Origin of the sequence: Nocardia jiangsuensis, assembly GCF_042650385.1 — a bacterium.
GTDB classification, from domain to species: Bacteria; Actinomycetota; Actinomycetes; order Mycobacteriales; family Mycobacteriaceae; genus Nocardia; species Nocardia jiangsuensis.
Genome location: NZ_JBHSAX010000003.1, coordinates 378,921 through 394,999, shown reverse-complemented (window position 1 = coordinate 394,999; position 16,079 = coordinate 378,921). Strand labels below are relative to the sequence as shown.

At 72.1% G+C, this 16,079-nt stretch carries 18 protein-coding genes; 14 read left to right on the top strand and 4 right to left on the bottom strand.

What is annotated here, in order from left to right:
• Positions 1-472 precede the first annotated feature (472 nt).
• Positions 473-781: a putative quinol monooxygenase gene (locus tag ACFO0B_RS03760; RefSeq protein WP_378610855.1), complete on the bottom strand. Its 309-nt coding sequence runs from the start codon at positions 779-781 to the stop codon at positions 473-475.
• A 145-nt stretch (positions 782-926) separates the two neighbouring features.
• Between ACFO0B_RS03760 and ACFO0B_RS03755 the strand changes: the two genes are divergently transcribed.
• From ACFO0B_RS03755 to ACFO0B_RS03730, 6 genes are all read left to right on the top strand, one after another.
• Complete coding sequence (locus ACFO0B_RS03755) at positions 927-1,748, top strand: helix-turn-helix transcriptional regulator (protein WP_378610854.1); 822 nt, start codon at positions 927-929, stop codon at positions 1,746-1,748.
• A gap of 68 nt (positions 1,749-1,816) precedes the next feature.
• Positions 1,817-2,455 carry a PadR family transcriptional regulator gene (locus ACFO0B_RS03750; RefSeq protein WP_378610853.1) on the top strand — a complete coding sequence of 213 codons (639 nt, stop codon included), beginning with the start codon at positions 1,817-1,819 and terminating at the stop codon, positions 2,453-2,455.
• A 200-nt stretch (positions 2,456-2,655) separates the two neighbouring features.
• Positions 2,656-3,849: an FAD-dependent oxidoreductase gene (locus ACFO0B_RS03745; RefSeq protein ID WP_378610852.1), complete on the top strand. Its 1,194-nt coding sequence runs from the start codon at positions 2,656-2,658 to the stop codon at positions 3,847-3,849.
• Between the two features lie 111 nt (positions 3,850-3,960).
• Positions 3,961-4,353 carry a Fur family transcriptional regulator gene (locus ACFO0B_RS03740; RefSeq protein WP_378610873.1) on the top strand — a complete coding sequence of 131 codons (393 nt, stop codon included), beginning with the start codon at positions 3,961-3,963 and terminating at the stop codon, positions 4,351-4,353.
• Between the two features lie 34 nt (positions 4,354-4,387).
• Positions 4,388-6,613 carry a catalase/peroxidase HPI gene (katG, locus tag ACFO0B_RS03735; RefSeq protein ID WP_378610851.1) on the top strand — a complete coding sequence of 742 codons (2,226 nt, stop codon included), beginning with the start codon at positions 4,388-4,390 and terminating at the stop codon, positions 6,611-6,613.
• A 117-nt stretch (positions 6,614-6,730) separates the two neighbouring features.
• Positions 6,731-7,186 (top strand): hypothetical protein, encoded by a 456-nt coding sequence (locus ACFO0B_RS03730; RefSeq protein ID WP_378610850.1) that lies wholly within the window; start codon positions 6,731-6,733, stop codon positions 7,184-7,186.
• Positions 7,187-7,203: 17 nt separating this feature from the next.
• Here ACFO0B_RS03730 and ACFO0B_RS03725 read toward each other — a convergent pair whose 3' ends face one another.
• Positions 7,204-8,373 (bottom strand): zinc-dependent alcohol dehydrogenase, encoded by a 1,170-nt coding sequence (locus ACFO0B_RS03725; protein ID WP_378610849.1) that lies wholly within the window; start codon positions 8,371-8,373, stop codon positions 7,204-7,206.
• A 17-nt stretch (positions 8,374-8,390) separates the two neighbouring features.
• Positions 8,391-8,897, bottom strand: a complete 507-nt coding sequence (locus ACFO0B_RS03720; RefSeq protein ID WP_378610848.1) for a hypothetical protein — start codon at positions 8,895-8,897, stop codon at positions 8,391-8,393.
• Positions 8,898-9,040: 143 nt separating this feature from the next.
• Between ACFO0B_RS03720 and ACFO0B_RS03715 the strand changes: the two genes are divergently transcribed.
• Positions 9,041-9,742: a hypothetical protein gene (locus tag ACFO0B_RS03715; RefSeq protein WP_378610847.1), complete on the top strand. Its 702-nt coding sequence runs from the start codon at positions 9,041-9,043 to the stop codon at positions 9,740-9,742.
• A gap of 210 nt (positions 9,743-9,952) precedes the next feature.
• The gene (locus ACFO0B_RS03710) at positions 9,953-10,672 is read left to right on the top strand and encodes a hypothetical protein (RefSeq protein ID WP_378610846.1); all 720 of its coding nucleotides are present in this window, start codon (positions 9,953-9,955) and stop codon (positions 10,670-10,672) included.
• 43 nt (positions 10,673-10,715) lie between these two features.
• Here the strand turns inward: ACFO0B_RS03710 and ACFO0B_RS03705 are convergent, their stop codons facing one another.
• Positions 10,716-11,108, bottom strand: a complete 393-nt coding sequence (locus ACFO0B_RS03705; protein ID WP_378610845.1) for a hypothetical protein — start codon at positions 11,106-11,108, stop codon at positions 10,716-10,718.
• A gap of 20 nt (positions 11,109-11,128) precedes the next feature.
• Here ACFO0B_RS03705 and ACFO0B_RS03700 point away from each other — a divergent pair, with 20 nt between their 5' ends.
• The 6 genes from ACFO0B_RS03700 to ACFO0B_RS03675 all read left to right on the top strand — a co-directional run bounded on the left by ACFO0B_RS03700 (position 11,129) and on the right by ACFO0B_RS03675 (position 15,985).
• Entirely contained in the window at positions 11,129-11,731 is a 603-nt protein-coding gene (locus tag ACFO0B_RS03700) for a TetR/AcrR family transcriptional regulator (RefSeq protein ID WP_378610844.1), read from the top strand.
• A gap of 260 nt (positions 11,732-11,991) precedes the next feature.
• Positions 11,992-13,344: a sensor histidine kinase gene (locus ACFO0B_RS03695; protein WP_378610843.1), complete on the top strand. Its 1,353-nt coding sequence runs from the start codon at positions 11,992-11,994 to the stop codon at positions 13,342-13,344.
• Positions 13,341-13,757, top strand: a complete 417-nt coding sequence (locus ACFO0B_RS03690) for a roadblock/LC7 domain-containing protein (RefSeq protein ID WP_233018191.1) — start codon at positions 13,341-13,343, stop codon at positions 13,755-13,757. Before ACFO0B_RS03695 ends, ACFO0B_RS03690 begins: the two co-directional genes overlap by 4 nt.
• Complete coding sequence (locus tag ACFO0B_RS03685) at positions 13,754-14,116, top strand: DUF742 domain-containing protein (protein ID WP_378610842.1); 363 nt, start codon at positions 13,754-13,756, stop codon at positions 14,114-14,116. Before ACFO0B_RS03690 ends, ACFO0B_RS03685 begins: the two co-directional genes overlap by 4 nt.
• Positions 14,097-14,741 carry a GTP-binding protein gene (locus ACFO0B_RS03680; RefSeq protein ID WP_378610841.1) on the top strand — a complete coding sequence of 215 codons (645 nt, stop codon included), beginning with the start codon at positions 14,097-14,099 and terminating at the stop codon, positions 14,739-14,741. Before ACFO0B_RS03685 ends, ACFO0B_RS03680 begins: the two co-directional genes overlap by 20 nt.
• Entirely contained in the window at positions 14,738-15,985 is a 1,248-nt protein-coding gene (locus tag ACFO0B_RS03675; RefSeq protein ID WP_378610840.1) for a cytochrome P450, read from the top strand. The genes ACFO0B_RS03680 and ACFO0B_RS03675 overlap by 4 nt, the downstream gene beginning before the upstream one ends.
• Positions 15,986-16,079 lie beyond the last annotated feature (94 nt).

Below are 16,079 nucleotides of genomic sequence, written 5' to 3'. Positions count from 1 at the left end.
CGCCGACGTCCATCAAGCCCTGCTCAGCCTCGCCTGCTCGATGATCTGCCTACGCCGACTCATTCTGAACTGACCAGTTAGAGGCCAGATCTGCCGCTGAACGGATAGGTGATGACCGAGACCGAGTCTTGTCGTTCGGGCCGACGAATGTGGGCATCTGGAGCGTAGCCCTCGCGGTGGAAGCAATGGACGGCACTGAGGCTCTCCGGCGCTCACGGTCGCTGATCATTCCTGACGATGCACCTCGTGAACGCACGGGGCATCACTTCATCGACCTATCGCGTGCCTATCTACTGCACGGTAACCGGCGGAGGGCGCTCGATGCCTTGCTCACCGCAAAGCAGATCGCGCCCTCACAGACGCGGTACAACCCCGGCGTACATGAAACCGTCCGTGCCTTGGCCCGTGCCGAGACTCGGAGCGTGGGCCTCGTCCACGAATTCGCGGTGTGGTGCGGAATCGTGCACCGGCTCTAACCGGGAATCCCTTTCACCGCAGCCGGTGCCAGGAACTCGACTCGGAAGGACTCGACGAACTCACCGCGGCTGTCGAGGAAGCGACGTGTATGGGGTTGGCGCTCGTGTTCTTCGAAGGCGTCTCGATCTCTGTAGACCTCGTAGAAGACTCTCGCCAATGGCTCGTTCTCGACGGTGTGCGTCGCATAGACCAGCGTGCCGGGTTCGCGCTCTCGGATGGCGGCAACGGTCTCTTCAACGAGGTCATCGAAATCGGCAGCCTTCTCGGTGTCGATGAGGTCGAATCTCACCACAAGGGCAAACATCCCCTGACTTTACCGTTCAGGATCGGGGGAAGGTGCTGGGCGCACTCAACCAACCTCGTGGACGTGGTCTTCACCGGCAGGGCGAAAAGTTCCTGGGAGCAGCGCACCCAGGCTCTCCCCCGCGCCCCCGCCTACCCTCGAACCCATGGCTTCCACGCAGTTCGGCGCCTATCTGGAGGCCCGGCGCGCCCAGCTCGACCCGGCCGCGGTGAACCTGCCGAGCACCGGGTACCGGCGGGTGCCGGGGTTGCGCCGCGAAGAGGTCGCGCTGCTGGCCGGGATCTCCGTCGACTACTACGTCCGGTTGGAGCAAGGCCGGGAGCGGACCCCGTCGGCGCAGGTCGTCGAGGCGCTGGCGGCGGCGCTGCGGCTGGGCGACGATGCCCGCGAGCATCTGTTCCGGCTGGCCGGGCTGGGCCCGCGGGCGCGCGTGGCGGCGGGGCCGGACCGGGTCGACCCGAGCCTGGCGGCGCTACTGGCGGCCTGGCCGGACAACCCGGCCATCGTCTACAACCGCGCCTACGACGTGCTCGCGTCGAACCCGATCGCCGACATCCTGTTCCACGGCTGGGCGCACTCGACGAATCTCGTGCACGTGGTCTTCACCGACCCGGCCGCGCGAACCTTCTACCGCGACTGGCACGAGGTCGCCCGCAATACCGTGGCCGGGTTCCGGCTGAACCACGGCAAGGCGCCGGACGATCCGCGCATCCGGCAGGTGCTCGCCGAACTGCTCGCCGCGAGCCCGGACTTCGCCGAGCTGTGGGGCAGGCACGATGCGCGCGGGAAGGCGCTGGAGAGCAAGCGGTTCCAGCACCGCGACGTCGGTCCGTTGACGCTGACCATGCAGACCTTCGACGTGCGCTCCAGCCCCGGGCAGGAGCTGGTCGTCTACCACGCCGAACCGGGGTCGGCGAGCAGTGAGGCGCTCACCCTGCTCGGGGCGCTGGCGGCCACGCGCGGCTAGGGGTTCTCCCGGATTTCGTTTCCTTACTCGCGGGCGTATATTCGTCTGCGAGTAAAGGAGGTGGGATCGTGGGAGCGCGCAAGGTGGACAACCTGCTGGCGCTGGCGGTGCTCTCGGTCATGGTCGAGCGCCCCATGCACCGTTACGAGATCGCCTCCACTCTGCGCTCGCACGGCAAAGACCAGGACATGGACATCAAGTGGGGCTCGCTCTACACGGTGGTCCGCAATATGGAGAAGGCCGGCTTCCTGGAGATCGTCGGCAGCGAGCGTGCGGGCGGCCGCCCGGAGCGGGTGATCTACCGGATCACCGAGGCGGGCCGCACCGAACTCGTGGACTGGACCCGCGACCTGGTGGCCCGGCCGCAGCGCGAGCAGAGCCGCTTCGTGGCCGGGCTCTCGGTGCTCGCCGTGCTCTCCCCCGACGAGGTGGTGTCCCTGCTCGAGCAGCGTGCCGCCGCGCTCGAGGAGACCCTGGCCGAGATCCGCGCGCAGGTCGGCGCGGTCGAGGGGCTGCCGCGGCTGTTCCTGATCGAGACCGAGTTCGGGGTCGCCATGCTGGAGGCCGAGCTGGGCTGGGTGCGCGGGCTGCGCGCCGAGCTCGCCGACGGCACCTTCCCCGAGGTCGAGACCTGGCGGCAGGTGAACCGCGCCCTGTTCGATCCGGCGGCGCCCGCGGTATCGGGGTGGTCGACGGATCCAGGCTGAGCGGAAGTCACCGCGCGGGCCGCCGCCCGCGAACCACGCACACCGGGCCCGGCAACGGTGCGGCAACACCATCGCCGAGCCCGGATCAACCGTCTCGAACCGCGCCCGCAGAAGCGCACCCGGCCACGAGGCTGGCACCACGAGGGTATCCGGGTGGGCACGCGGGACGGTTCGGGCTGCCCGAATCAGGAGAAATACCCATGTCCACTCCCGCAATCCGCACCGCGATCGTCGCCGGTGGCGGCATCGCCGGAACCGTCGCCGCGACCGCGCTCCGCCTGGCAGGCATCGATGCCCGCGTGTACGAGGCGTATCCCGCCGACGGCTCGTGGCCCGGCTCAGGGCTCGCGCTCGCCCCCAACGGGCTGGCCGCGCTCGACATCATCGGCGCCGGTGACGCCGTGCGCGCCATCGATGTCCCGGTCCAGCGCACTCGCATGTCGGTCGGGCTCCGCACCCACGAGCTGCCCGGTCTCGACGACCTGCCGCCGCTTTCGCTCGTCGACCGCACCGGCCTGGTCCGGGTGCTGCGCGAGCACGCGGCCGCCGCCAGGGTGCCGTTCGAGTTCGGTGCCCGGCTCACCGGCGCCGACGAGCACGAGGGCGGCGTGACCGCCCGGTTCGCCGACGGCCGTACCGCCACCGCCGACATCCTGATCGGCGCGGACGGCATCCGCTCCGCGGTCCGCGGGCTGATCGACCCGGGCGCGCCCGGACCGGACTACACCGGCATGCTCGGCTTCGGCGCCGTCGTCCCGTGCGAGGTCGGCATCCCGGCGGGCACCATGCAGTTCGCGTACGGCAAACGCGCTTACTACCTGTACTGCCCGCTCGGCGACGGCCGGGTCATGTGGGGCGCCAACCTGCCGCACCCCGAGTACCTGACCTCCGCCCAGGCACGGGCGATCCCCGCCGAGCGGTGGCTGCGCACCCTGCGCGAGACCTACGCCGAGGACACACCCGGCGCCGCGCTCACCCGCGCCACCAACCCGGAGACGCTGGAGGTCTGGGGCGCGCTGCACATCATGCCGCCGGTGCCGCACTGGCACCGCGACCGCCTGGTCCTGGTCGGCGACGCCGTGCACGCGCCGTCCAACAGCTCCGGCCAGGGCGCGTCGCTCGCGATCGAGAGCTCGATCGAACTCGCCCGCTGCCTGCGCGACCTGCCCACCCCCGCCGCCGCCTTCGCCGCCTACGAGGCGCTGCGCCGCCCCCGCGTCGAGGGCATCGCCGCGCGCGCCGCGAAGATCAACCACAGCAAGGCGCCCGGCCCGGTCGCGCGGGTCCTCATGAACCTGATGATGCCGATCGCCATGCGCATGATGGACCCGGAGAAGATGCTCGGCACCGAGCAGCGCTACCGCATCGACTGGGAGCGGCCGGTCGCAGCCTGACCCGCGAACACGCCCGCCGAAGGCGGGCCATCAAACGCAAGCAAACCCTTGACTGATTCCAAAGAAAGAACGAGACTCTCCGTTGTGCCGACGGCGACCGAGTTCCAGCAGATGCTGCGGGGTGTGTCGCTGCGCGTGACCGCACCGCGCATGGCGGTGCTCAGCGCGGTGCACGAAAACCCGCACGCCGACACGGATTCCATCATCCGCGCGGTGCGCGGCCGCCTGGCGGCGGTCTCGCACCAGGCGGTCTACGACTCACTGCACACGCTCACCGCGAGGGGGCTGATCCGGTGCATCCAGCCCCTCGGATCGGTCGCCCGCTACGAGACCAGGGTCGGCGACAACCACCACCACGTTGTGTGCCGCAACTGCGGCGCGATCGCCGACGTCGACTGTGCCACCGGCCCGGCCCCGTGCCTGACCGCGACCGACGACCACGGTTTCTCGATCGACGAGGCCGAGGTCATCTACTGGGGCCGCTGCCCCGCTTGCAAGGCCTGAATCACAGCCCACTACCCCTTCAGGAAGGAACGTCGTGACCTCCGACAGCCGTCCGCCCGCTCCCGACACCGCTACCGCCAGCAACAGCGAGAGCGAGAACCCGGCGCTCAAGTCGCCGACCGCGCACCCCGAGCGCCGCCCGCACACCAACCAGGACTGGTGGCCGGAGCAGATCGACCTGTCGGTGCTGCACGCCCACTCCCCCAAGTCCAACCCGCTCGGCGCGGACTTCGACTACGCAAAGGAATTCGCCAAGCTCGACGTCGAGGCGCTCAAGGCCGACGTCACCGCGGTGCTGACCGACTCCAAGGACTGGTGGCCCGCCGACTTCGGCCACTACGGCGGCCTCTTCATCCGCCTGAGCTGGCACGCCGCCGGCACCTACCGGATCGCCGACGGCCGCGGCGGCGGCGGGCAGGGCGCGCAGCGCTTCGCCCCGCTGAACAGCTGGCCCGACAACGGCAACCTGGACAAGGCGCGCCGGCTGCTGTGGCCGGTCAAGCAGAAGTACGGCAACAGCATCTCCTGGGCCGACCTGCTGGTCCTGGCGGGCAACGTGGCGCTGGAGGACATGGGCTTCCAGACCTTCGGCTTCGGCTTCGGCCGCGCCGACGTGTGGGAGCCGGAGGAGGTCTTCTGGGGCCCGGAGGACACCTGGCTCGGCGACGAGCGCTACAGCGGCGAGCGCGAGCTCTCCGGCCCGCTCGGCGCGGTCCAGATGGGGCTCATCTACGTCAACCCGGAGGGCCCGAACGGCCGCCCGGACCCGCTGGCCGCCGCCAAGGACATCCGCGAGACCTTCGCCCGGATGGCGATGAACGACGAGGAGACCGCCGCGCTGATCATCGGCGGCCACTCCTTCGGCAAGACCCACGGCGCGGGTAACCCCGATCTGGTCGGCGCCGAGCCCGAGGGCGCGCCGATCGAGCAGCAGGGTCTGGGCTGGAAGAGCACGCACGGCAGCGGCAAGGCCGGCGACACGATCACCTCCGGGCTCGAGGTCATCTGGACCTCCACCCCGACCCAGTGGAGCAACGGCTTCCTGCAGAACCTGTACGGCTACGAGTGGGAGCTGCACAAGAGCCCCGCGGGCGCCTGGCAGTGGAAGCCGAAGGACGGCGCGGGCGAGGGCACCGTCCCCGACCCGTTCGACGGCCCGCGCCGCGCCCCCGGCATGCTCACCACCGACCTGGCGCTGCGCGAGGACCCGATCTACGGCGAGATCACCCGCCGCTGGCTGGACCACCCCGAGCAGCTCGCCGAGGCGTTCGCCAAGGCCTGGTTCAAGCTGCTGCACCGCGACCTCGGCCCGGTCAGCCGCTACCTCGGCCCCTGGGTGCCCGAGCCGCAGCTGTGGCAGGACCCGGTCCCCGCCGTCGACCACGAGCTGGTCGACGCGCAGGACGTCGCCGCGCTCAAGGCCAAGGTGCTCGAGTCCGGGCTCTCGGTCGCGCAGCTGGTCAAGACGGCGTGGGCGGCGGCCGCCAGCTTCCGCAGCACCGACTACCGCGGCGGCGCCAACGGCGCGCGGCTGCGGCTCGACCCGCAGAAGAACTGGGAGGTCAACGAGCCGGCCGAGCTGGCGAAGGTGCTCCCGGTGCTGGAGCAGATCCAGCAGGACTTCAACGCCTCCGCCAGCGGCGGCAAGAAGATCTCGCTGGCCGACACCATCGTGCTCGCTGGCAACGCGGCCGTGGAGAAGGCCGCGAAGGACGCGGGGCACGAGATCACCGTTCCGTTCTCCCCCGGGCGCACCGACGCCTCCCAGGAGGACACCGACGTGGAGACCTTCGCGGTGCTCGAGCCGCGCGCCGACGGCTTCCGCAACTACGTCCGCCCGGGTGAGAAGGCGCCGCTGGAGCGGCTGCTGCTCGACCGCGCCTACCTGCTCGACGTCACCGCGCCGGAACTCGCCGTGCTGATCGGCGGGCTGCGCGTGCTCGGCGCCAACTACGCGGGCTCCGAGCACGGCGTCTTCACCGATCGTCCGGGCGTGCTCTCCACCGACTTCTTCGTCAACCTGCTCGATCAGGACATCGAGTGGAAGGCATCGAAGTCCGAGGAGAACGTCTACGAGGGCACCAGGGGCGGCGCGGCGGTCTACACCGCCACCGCCAACGACCTGGTCTTCGGCTCGCACTCGCAGCTGCGCGCCATCGCCGAGGTCTACGCCCAGAACGACGGGGCCGCGAAGTTCGTGAACGACTTCGCCGCCGCGTGGGCCAAGGTCGCCGACAACGATCGCTTCGACCTGCGCTGATCCCCGCTCACGAAACCGGGCCGGTCCTTCGGGGCCGGCCCGGTCTCGTTTGGTCGTACACTGACCTTCAGTCATGCTGAAGGTCCGCACGGGCCGGGTCGAGAGGGAAGTCCACCGATGACGAAAGTTCTGCTCGCGCTGCATGTCGTGGCCGCGATCGTGGCGATCGGGCCGGTCACGGTCGCCGCGAGCATGTTTCCGCCTGCTGCCAGGCGCGCGGACGGCGAGTCGGGTGTAGGGCAGGTGGCGCTGCTGCACCGGATCTGCCGGGTCTACGCCGCCACCGGCATCGCGGTGCCGCTGTTCGGGCTGGCCACCGCGCTCGCGCTCGGCGTCCTCGCCGACACCTGGGTGGTGTTCTCCATCGCGCTCACCGCGGCCGCCGCGGGAGTGCTCGGGCTGATGATCCTGCCCGGTCAGGCCGAACTGCTGGCCCGGCTGCGCGGCGCGGGCCCGGTGCTCGTGCGCGCCGACACCGCGCAGCTGGCCATGCTCACCGGCGTCTTCAACCTGCTCTGGGTCGTGGTCACGGTGCTGATGATCGTGCGCCCCGGGTCGACCACCGGGGTGTGAGCGAACGGCACCGTGTTTCAGGGGCGGAACACCGCGCGCACGCAGCCGTCCTTCTTGTTCTTGAACAGGTCGTAGCCGCGCACCGCGTCGTCCAGCGGCAGGTCGTGGGTGATCAGCCAGGACGGGTCCAGATCGCCCTGCTGCACGTAGTCGAACATGCGCGGGACGTAGCGCTGCCCGTGCTGCTGGGCGGTGCGCAGGGTGAGGCTCTTGTTGGTGAGCGCGCCCATCGGGAACTTGTCGGTGACGCCGTAGACGCCGAGCACCGAGACCACCCCGCCCTTGCGACAGGCCAGGATGGCCTCGCGCAGCGGGGTCGCCCGGTCGGTCTCCAGCCGCAGCGCCTGCTTGGCGCGGTCGTAGAGCTGCTGCACGCCGGTGCCGTGCGCCTCCATCCCGACCGCCTCGATCACCGCGTCCGGGCCGCGGCCACCGGTCGCCTCGCGCAGCGCGTCCTGCACGCTGTCCACCGCGCTGTAGTCGATCACCTCGGCGCCGACCTTCTGCTCGGCCAGCGCCAGCCGCTCCGGCAGCCGGTCGATCACGATCACCCGCTCCGCGCCGAGCAGCAGCGCCGAGCGCGCCGCCATCAGCCCGACCCCGCCGCCGCCCCACACCGCGATCACGTCGCCGGGGGTGATGTCGCAGAAGTCGGCGCCCATCAGCCCGGTCGGCACCGCGTCGGAGAGGAACAGCGCCTGCTCGTCGGTGATGCCGTCCGGGACGACGAAGCAGTTCGTGTCGGCGAAGGGCACCCGCACGTACTCCGCGTGCGAGCCCTGGTAGCCGCCGAACGGGTGCGTGTAGCCGTAGATGCCGCCGGTCGGGTGGCCGAGCAGCGGCTGCTGCAGCTCGGGATTGGGATTGGTGGTGTCGCAGGCCGACGGCAGGTCGTGGCGGCAGTACCAGCACGAACCGCAGGAGATGAAGGACGGCACCGTCACCCGCTCACCGATCCGGCGCTCCCGCACCGCGGGCCCCACCTCGACGATCTCGCCGGTGAACTCGTGGCCGAAGACATCGCCCTCCCGCATGCCGGGCAGGTAGCCGTCGATGAAGTGCAGGTCGGAGCCGCAGGTGGTGGTGAGCGTGACCTTCACGATCGCGTCGTGCGGGTTCAGCGGGGTCGGGTCGTCCACGGTCTCGACCGCGAGGTCGTTCACGCCGTTCCAGACGAGTGCGCGCATACGGGTGTCTCCTTCGATCAGTGGTCCGACTCGCGGGCGGCCGGCTGCGGCTGCAGGGTCGGGATCTCCCCGGTCTGCAGCAGTGCCCGCGCCCGATACAGCACCTTGAAAACGGCGGCGTCGGTGAGGATTCCGGGGACCGGGGCCGCTACCCGCGCGGTCACCTCGGTGCCCCGATCGGCCGGGGCCGCGGCGAAGGTCAGCCGGATGTGCGGGCCGTCGGGGTCGTCGGCGGTGGAGAAGCGCAACCCCTCGGCATCGGTGCTCAGGGTGGTCTCCCACTCGGTGTCCTTCTCCCCGTGCAGTACCCAGGTGTAGCCGTCGCTGCCGCGCGGCCGCACCTCGCCGACCGTGCCGAGCACCCGGGACAGCTGCTCCGGGTCGTGCCAGAACCGCTCCACCTCGGCGCGCGGCCGTTCGATCGTGATCGCCTGCACGCGTTCACCTTTGCTGCCGAACACGGTGCCGGCCAGGGTGCTGAGGCCCTTGGTGGCGGTGCCGACGGTCTTGTCGACGATGCTCATGCGAATCTCCTCCCGTCGTCGTTCGCCGGGCGGCTACCCAGGGGCTGTCCGGGCAAACCGGGTTTCCGGGGCCGCGGTGGGGGCAAGCGGAGGGCATCGCCGCCGGTGATCGACTGGCGAACAATCGCACCCGGAGGCTCCCCGTGTTCGCTCGCCGTCTCGTCCTCGCCGGTGTCGTCGTCGGCGCCTGCCTGCACGGAGCCCCCGTCGCCGGCGCCGACCCCGCCGCGGACGCCGTGCCCGCGCGCACCGCCTTCTCCGTGCGGACCCCGCTCGGCGGCTGGGGCACCGGCACCGAGAATCAGCCGCGCGCCGCGCTCTCGCTGGCCAAGCTCTACCTCGCCGACTACGCGGTGCGGCACGGCGACGGCTCGCCCGGCGACCTCGCCGCCGCCGAACGCGCCATCCGCAGCTCCGACGACGCGGCCGCCGACACCCTCGGCGCCCGCTACCCGCAGGCCGTCGCGGCGACCGCGGCCGAATTCGGGCTCGCGCAGACCGGCGGCGGCTACTGGGGAACCGCGACGACGAGCACCGCCGACGTCGCCACCTTCCTGCTGGCCAAGGAGACCGCCGACCCGGGCTCCCCGCTCCTGCTCTGGATGGCCACCGCCGCCCCGGTCGCCGCCGACGGCACCGAACAGGACTGGGGCACCGCCGACGTCCCCGGCGTCATCGGCACCAAGTGGGGCTGGTCCGACACCGGCAGCAGCGAGGTCGCCTCCGCCTCCTTCGGCCCCGGCTTCGTCGTCGTCGCGCACACCACCGGCAGCACCGAGGAGCACACCGCCGACGTCTTCGCCGGCGTCGCGGCCGCCGTCGCGGCCATGGTGCTGCCCGGCTGAAGCCGGCGGACCCCGGCGAGACCCGCGTAACCCGCCGCCCGCGCCGGATCGTGCTACTTTCCTCCGAGTTCGCCATCGCGGCCGAACCTCCGCGCAGCGGCCCCGACGCGGGGCCGCGCCCAGGATCTGCCGTCGCGAACCCGGGCATGCGGCCTCCATCCACCCCCGGTCTCCCGCCGGCACGCGTCACCGATTCCGCCGGAGGTTCCCGTGTTCGCACGGCTGCTCTGTACCGCGCTCGCCGTCGGTATCTGCTGTGTCCTTCCCGCTCCGCTCGCCGCCGCCGATCCCCCGCCGGCGACCATCGCCACCTGCGACGTGCCGCCGCGGACCGCGTTCTCGACCCGCACCCTGCGCGGAGACGGCTGCGGCTCCGCCAACGAGAACGAGCCGCGCGCCGCGCTCTCGCTGGCCAAGCTCTACCTCGTCGACTACGCCCTGCGGTACGGCACCGACGCGGCGGTGGACCTGGCGGCGGGCGAGCGCGCCATCCGCTTCTCCGACGACGCCGCGGCCGACACCCTGGACGCCGCCTACCCGGACGCGGTGGATGCGATCGCCGCCGAGTACGGGCTCACCCACACCGGCGGCGGCTACTGGGGCACCTCCACCACCAGCACCTCCGACGTGGCCGCCTTCCTGCTCGCCAAGCTCCGCACCGATCGGGATTCGCCGATCCTGGACTGGATGGCCGACGCCGCGCCGGTCGCCGCCGACGGCACCGAGCAGAACTGGGGCACCGCCGAGGTGCCCGGGGTGCTCGGCACCAAGTGGGGCTGGTCGGACACCGGGATCTCGGAGGTGGCCTCGGCCTCGTTCGGCGCGGGTCACGTCGTGGTCGCCATCACCATCGGCAGTACCGGCGAGCACACCGCCGACGTCTTCGCCGGGTTCGGCGCCGCCGCGTTCGAGGTCACGAACTCGCGCTGATCGCGCGCCGCACGGCGTCGGGCCTGCGCCGGGCGCCGAATTCTCAGACCCGGCCCGCCGGTACGCCCGGCACCGCTGCCCCGATCCGGCGCAGCATCTCGCGCACCACGATCCGGTGCCCGCCGGAGCCGATGACCAGCGCCCGGTAGACGGCTCCGCGCACCCCGGGGAACTCGGCCCAGGTCTGGGCGCGCACCCGGGTGCCGTCGGGACCCAGGTCGTCGAGCTCGAAGATCAGCGCGTAGCGGGAGAACCAGTGCCGCCCGCGCAGCGCCAGCCGGCGCGGTGCGTCGGCTTCGTCGAGGCGGAAGCCGCGCGGGACGGTCGCGGGGTCGTCGGGGTCGCGGCAGACGACGGTCAGCAGGGCGCGCCACACCCGGGCCGGATCGGCGTCGAAGGATCTGGCATGCTCATCGATATAGGGTAAACGCTCCATATAGAAGGAACGTACTAGTAGTGGCACCTCCCCGCAAGCACGACACCGACGTGATCCTCGACGCCGCACGGGCTCTCGTGCTCGGCGAGGGCCCGCGCGCGGCGAGCGTCGCCGCCATCGCCGCGGCCAGCGGCGCCCCGGTCGGCACGCTCTACCACCGCTTCGGCAACCGCGACGGCGTGCTCGGCGCGCTCTGGCTGCGGGCGCTGGAGCGCTTCCAGCGCCGGGCGCTGGCCGCCGCCGACGCCACCGACCCCGTCCAGGCGGGTATCGCCATGGCGCTCGCCACCCTGGAGTTCGGCCGCGACCTGCCCGACGACGCCGGGCTGCTGCTCGGCGTCGGCCCGGCCGATCTCCTCGACAGCGGCCCCGACGCCGCCTTCCGAGCCCGCCGCGACGAGCTGAACGCCCCCCTGCGCGCCCGCCTCGACCACCTCGCCACCGCCCTGACCGGCACCGCCGACCCCCGCGCGGTCGAGGCCGTCACCCGCGCCGTCGTCGACCTCCCCTACGCCGCGCTGCGCAGACACGCCCCCGCCCCGCCGGCGTGGCTGGCCGCCGATCTCGCGTCCGCCGTCCAGGCGCTGCTGACCGTCCCGAACCTGGGCGTCCGACTAGATTGATTCACCTTTCCGGCCTCCTGGGCGCTCTCCGCCCCGGTCGGGAAACTCGGAGTGGCAGCTTTACCCACTGGCCGCTATTCTCAACCGCGAAAATTTCGGATCTGCTTGCCGGGCTGCGACTTCGGTTATCCAGATCGCCGCAGCAAGGGTCGGAGGCGCCGACACGACGCCCTCCGGCGAGCGCGAAAGTGCAGGACGTGTCGGATTCTTCGAAGCCGCGGGCAAGCGAGCCCGCGAGTCCAGGGTCGCGCCCCCTCGTGGTGGCGCTGCTGTCGATCGTGCTGGTCATCGTCGGGTTGGTCGTGCCGCCCGGTGTGCTGACCTCCGGTGATACCCGGGTCATTCTCTCCGTCGTCGGCGCGGCGGGTGGGCTGCTGTTCACCGTCGCGGTGCTCATCGGGCTGCGCTTCCACCGCAAGGCCGCCGAGGCCGCGGCCGCGGCGGCCGCTGCCGAGGCGCGGACCCTGCAGGCGCAGCAGCAGACCGTGGAGGCGCAGGAGCGGATCGCCGAGGCCGAGCACCGGGTGGCGGGGGCCGAGGCCGAGCGCGCGCAGGACGGCGCCGCCACCGAGGACGCGGTCGGCCGGGCCAGGGAGAGCGAGCACCGCAGGGCCGCCGCCATGGCCGCCTTCGCCGGCGCCGCCGGGCGGATGCAGGCCATGACCACGAGCATGCTCGCCGAGCTGCGCGAGATGGAGCACAAGCACGCCGACCCCAAGGTGCTGGCCGACCTGCTGCACCTCGACCACCGCACCGCGCAGGCCGGGCGGCTCGCCGACAGCATCGCGGTGCTCTCCGGCGCGCGCTCCGGGCGGCGCTGGGCCAAGCCGATCGCGATGGAATCCATCCTGCGCGGCGCGATGGGGCGGGTCGCCGGCTACCAGCGGGTCCGGCTGCGCGCCGTCGCCGACGTCGGGATCGCCGGGCACGCCGCCGAGGGCGTCATGCACGCGCTCGCCGAGCTGCTCGACAATGCCTGCAACTTCTCCCCGCCCACCACCGAGGTGCACGTCTACGCGGCCGAGGTGCCCGCGGGCGTGGTCGTCACCATCGAGGACAGCGGCCTGGTGATGAGCGAATCGGCGCTGCGCCGGGCCGAGTTCGCGGTCTCCGGCGCCGGCGCCGACGGCCGCGGCATCTCCTCGGCCGACCTCGCCTCGCTGACCGGGACCAGGCTCGGGCTCGCCGTGGTCGGGCACCTGGCCCGCAAGCACGGCCTCACCGTCTCCTACCGGCCGTCGGCCATCGGCGGCACCGCCGTGGTGATCGTGGTGCCGCGTGACCTCACCGCGCGGGTGGACCGCACCCGCCGCCCCCAGCTCGCCCCCGCCGGACCGGCGGAGGCGGCACTCGCCGTCGAGCGCGTGGAGGCCGAACCGGCCGCGCTGCCCGACGGCGACGCACCGCTGCCCAAGCGCCGCCGCGGCAGCACGCTCGCGGCGGTGCACCCGGCCGGGATCGGCGCCGACGCCGCCCCCGCCCCGGCCGCGGGCACCGCGCACACGGTCGAGCCATCCGCGCTCGGCGCCTTCCAGCGTGCGGTCACCGGCCGCGACGATGCCGTCCCGGCCCCGCACTCCTCCCCCTCACCCGCCCTGGAGAACGATCGATGACTACCTCCACCCCCGCGCAACTGGGCTGGCTGCTGGAACAGCTGCTCGCCCGCACGCCGCACGCACGGCACGCGCTGCTGCTCTCCGGTGACGGGCTGAAGATCTGCCACACCCCCGAACTCTCGGTCGACAAGGCCGACCAGCTCGCCGCCATCGCGGCGGGCATCCAGAGCCTCTCGCACGGCGCCTCCGCCGAGTTCGGCGACGGCCGCAGCGGCGTCAGGCAGTCGATGACCGAGTTCTACGGCGGCATCCTGTTCATCGTCGAGGCCGGGCGGGGCTCGCACATCGCGGTACTCGCCGCAGAGGAGGCCGACGCGGGCCTGGTCGGGCACAACATGCGCGAGATCGTCGAGCAACTCGGCGAGCACCTCGCCATGGCGCCGCGGGTCGCGGGAGCGAGCCTGTCGTGACCAGGCCAGGTCGCGACGACGACCCCGATCGGCTCTATACGCTCACCGGCGGCCGCACCCGCCCCGATTCCGACGCGTTCGATCTGGTGACGCTGGTGGTCGGCGAGTGCGAGCCCGCGCCGGGCATGCAGTCCGAGCACACCGCCATCCTGGAGCTGTGCCGGGCACCGATCGCGGTCGTCGAGATCGCGGCCGAGTTGCGGCTACCGGTCGGTATCACCACGATTCTGCTGTCGGATCTGTTGCACGCCGGGAAGATCACGGTGCGCCATCCGCACGGGTCGGACGGCGCCTACCGGATGCCGCCCGCAGACTCGACCACTCTGGAGAAGGTGCTCGTTGGACTCCGCAATCTCTGACCACCGGCCCAGCCGTGCCGATGCCCCCCTGCTGGCCAGCACCAACCAGGGGCTGAAGATCGTGGTGGTCGGCGGATTCGGCGTCGGCAAGACCACGCTGGTGCGCGCGGTGAGCGAGATCCGCCCGCTCGACACCGAGGCCACCATGACCGACGCCGGGCTCGGCATCGACGACACCAGCGGCGCGCCGGGCAAGACCACCACCACCGTCGCCTTCGACTTCGGCCGCATCACCATCGACGCCGAGCACGTGCTCTACCTGTTCGGCGCGCCCGGCCAGGAGCGGTTCTGGTTCCTCTGGGACCGGCTCTTCGCCGGCGCGCTCGGCGCCATCGTGCTCGTCGACCGGCGCCGGATCGCCGACTCCTGGTACGCCATCGACCGGCTGGAGGCGCAGCGCACCCGATTCGTCGTCGCCTGCAACAACTTCGGGGGCGCCGCCCGGCTCGAGGAGGTGCGCGACGCGCTCGACCTCGACCCGGGCGTCCCGCTGCTCGACTGTGACGCCCGCTCCAGGGACTCGGCCAAGCACGTGCTCATCGCGCTGGTCGAGCACCTGCACAGCGCCGCGACCGGCGCCGCACCGCCCGGGCGCGGCATCGTCGCTCCGGGGGCGCGATTTTGACCCACTCCGAACCCCGGTCGCGCGCGGACGCGGTGCCGCTCGTCGGCCCCCGCTTCCACACCGACCCGCAGCGGCACTACGCCGAACTGCGGGCCGAGCACGGACCGGTGGTCCCGGTGGAGCTACCGGGTGACATCCCGGCGTGGCTGGTGATCGGGTATCGCGAACTGCACCAGGTGATCACCGACACCGCCATGTTCCCGCGCGACGTATCGCTGTGGAACCAGTGGCCGCACGTCCCGGACGACTGGCCGCTGCTGCCCATGGTCGGCAGGCACTTCACCTCGCCCGAGCAGTCCCGCAGGCACAGCGCCGTCGTCGAGCTCGCGCTGGAGTCGGTGGACGCCTTCGCGCTGCGCAACTCCGCCGAGAACCTCGCCGACCGGCTGATCGACGGCTTCTGCGGGCACGGCCGCGCCGACCTGGTCGCCGACTTCGCCGAGCTCGTCCCGGCGCTCGTCCTGGCCTGGATGCTCGGCTTCCCGGCGGACGCAGGTGACAAGCTGGCCCGGATCATGAAGGCCATGGCCGACGGCGGCGCCGACGCGCAGTCCGCGCACGTCGGCTTCGCCGAGCAGGTCGGTCACCTGCTCGCCCGGGCTCGCGCGCACCCGGGCACCGACTTCGCCTCGCTGCTGCTGGCCCACCCGGATGCCTTCACCGACGACGAGGAGTACGTCCTCGTGCTCATGGCCGTCATGCTCGCCGGGCACCTGACCACCGCGGACTGGCTGAGCAACACGGTGCGGCTGATGCTCACCGACGACCGCTTCGCCGCCGCGCTCGGCGCCGGGCGGCACAGCGTCGGCCAGGCCATGAACGAGGTGCTCTGGGAGGACACCCCGAGCCAGATCCTCTGCGGCCGCTGGGCCGCGCGCGACACCAGGCTCGCCGACCGGGTCATCCGCGCGGGTGACCTGCTCATGCTCGGCCTGGCCGGGGCCAACGCCGACCCGCACATCCGCCAGCACATCGACGGCACCGTCGGCGAGGACCCGGTGTACTCCGGCAACCAGGCGCACTTCTCCTTCGGCCACGGCACGCACCGCTGCCCGTACGCCGCCCAGCAGATCGCCGAGATCATCGCGCGCACCGCGATCGAGGTGCTGCTGGACCGGCTGCCCGACCTCGACCTCGCCGTCCCGGCCGCCGCCCTGACCCGGCGGCCGTCGCCGTTCCTGCGCGGCACCACCGCGCTGCCCGTCCGCTTCACCCCGGTGCCCGCCATCGGCGCCGTCCGGTGAGCCTCGGCCCCACCCCAGACCGTCAGCTGCGGCCGCCCGGCCGCCGGACCCGCCGGAGAACCACGATGCCCGATCTCGTTCCCGCCCCTGGTGT

Bases quoted from the DNA above. Each gene is read 5' to 3' on its own strand.
- ACFO0B_RS03760 (WP_378610855.1), bottom strand. From the start codon at position 781: ATGTTTGCCCTTGTGGTGAGATTCGACCTCATCGACACCGAGAAGGCT.
- ACFO0B_RS03755 (WP_378610854.1), top strand. From the start codon at position 927: ATGGCTTCCACGCAGTTCGGCGCCTATCTGGAGGCCCGGCGCGCCCAG.
- ACFO0B_RS03745 (WP_378610852.1), top strand. From the start codon at position 2,656: ATGTCCACTCCCGCAATCCGCACCGCGATCGTCGCCGGTGGCGGCATC.
- ACFO0B_RS03740 (WP_378610873.1), top strand. From the start codon at position 3,961: ATGCTGCGGGGTGTGTCGCTGCGCGTGACCGCACCGCGCATGGCGGTG.
- ACFO0B_RS03730 (WP_378610850.1), top strand. From the start codon at position 6,731: ATGACGAAAGTTCTGCTCGCGCTGCATGTCGTGGCCGCGATCGTGGCG.
- ACFO0B_RS03725 (WP_378610849.1), bottom strand. From the start codon at position 8,373: ATGCGCGCACTCGTCTGGAACGGCGTGAACGACCTCGCGGTCGAGACC.
- ACFO0B_RS03720 (WP_378610848.1), bottom strand. From the start codon at position 8,897: ATGAGCATCGTCGACAAGACCGTCGGCACCGCCACCAAGGGCCTCAGC.
- ACFO0B_RS03705 (WP_378610845.1), bottom strand. From the start codon at position 11,108: ATGGAGCGTTTACCCTATATCGATGAGCATGCCAGATCCTTCGACGCC.
- ACFO0B_RS03690 (WP_233018191.1), top strand. From the start codon at position 13,341: ATGACTACCTCCACCCCCGCGCAACTGGGCTGGCTGCTGGAACAGCTG.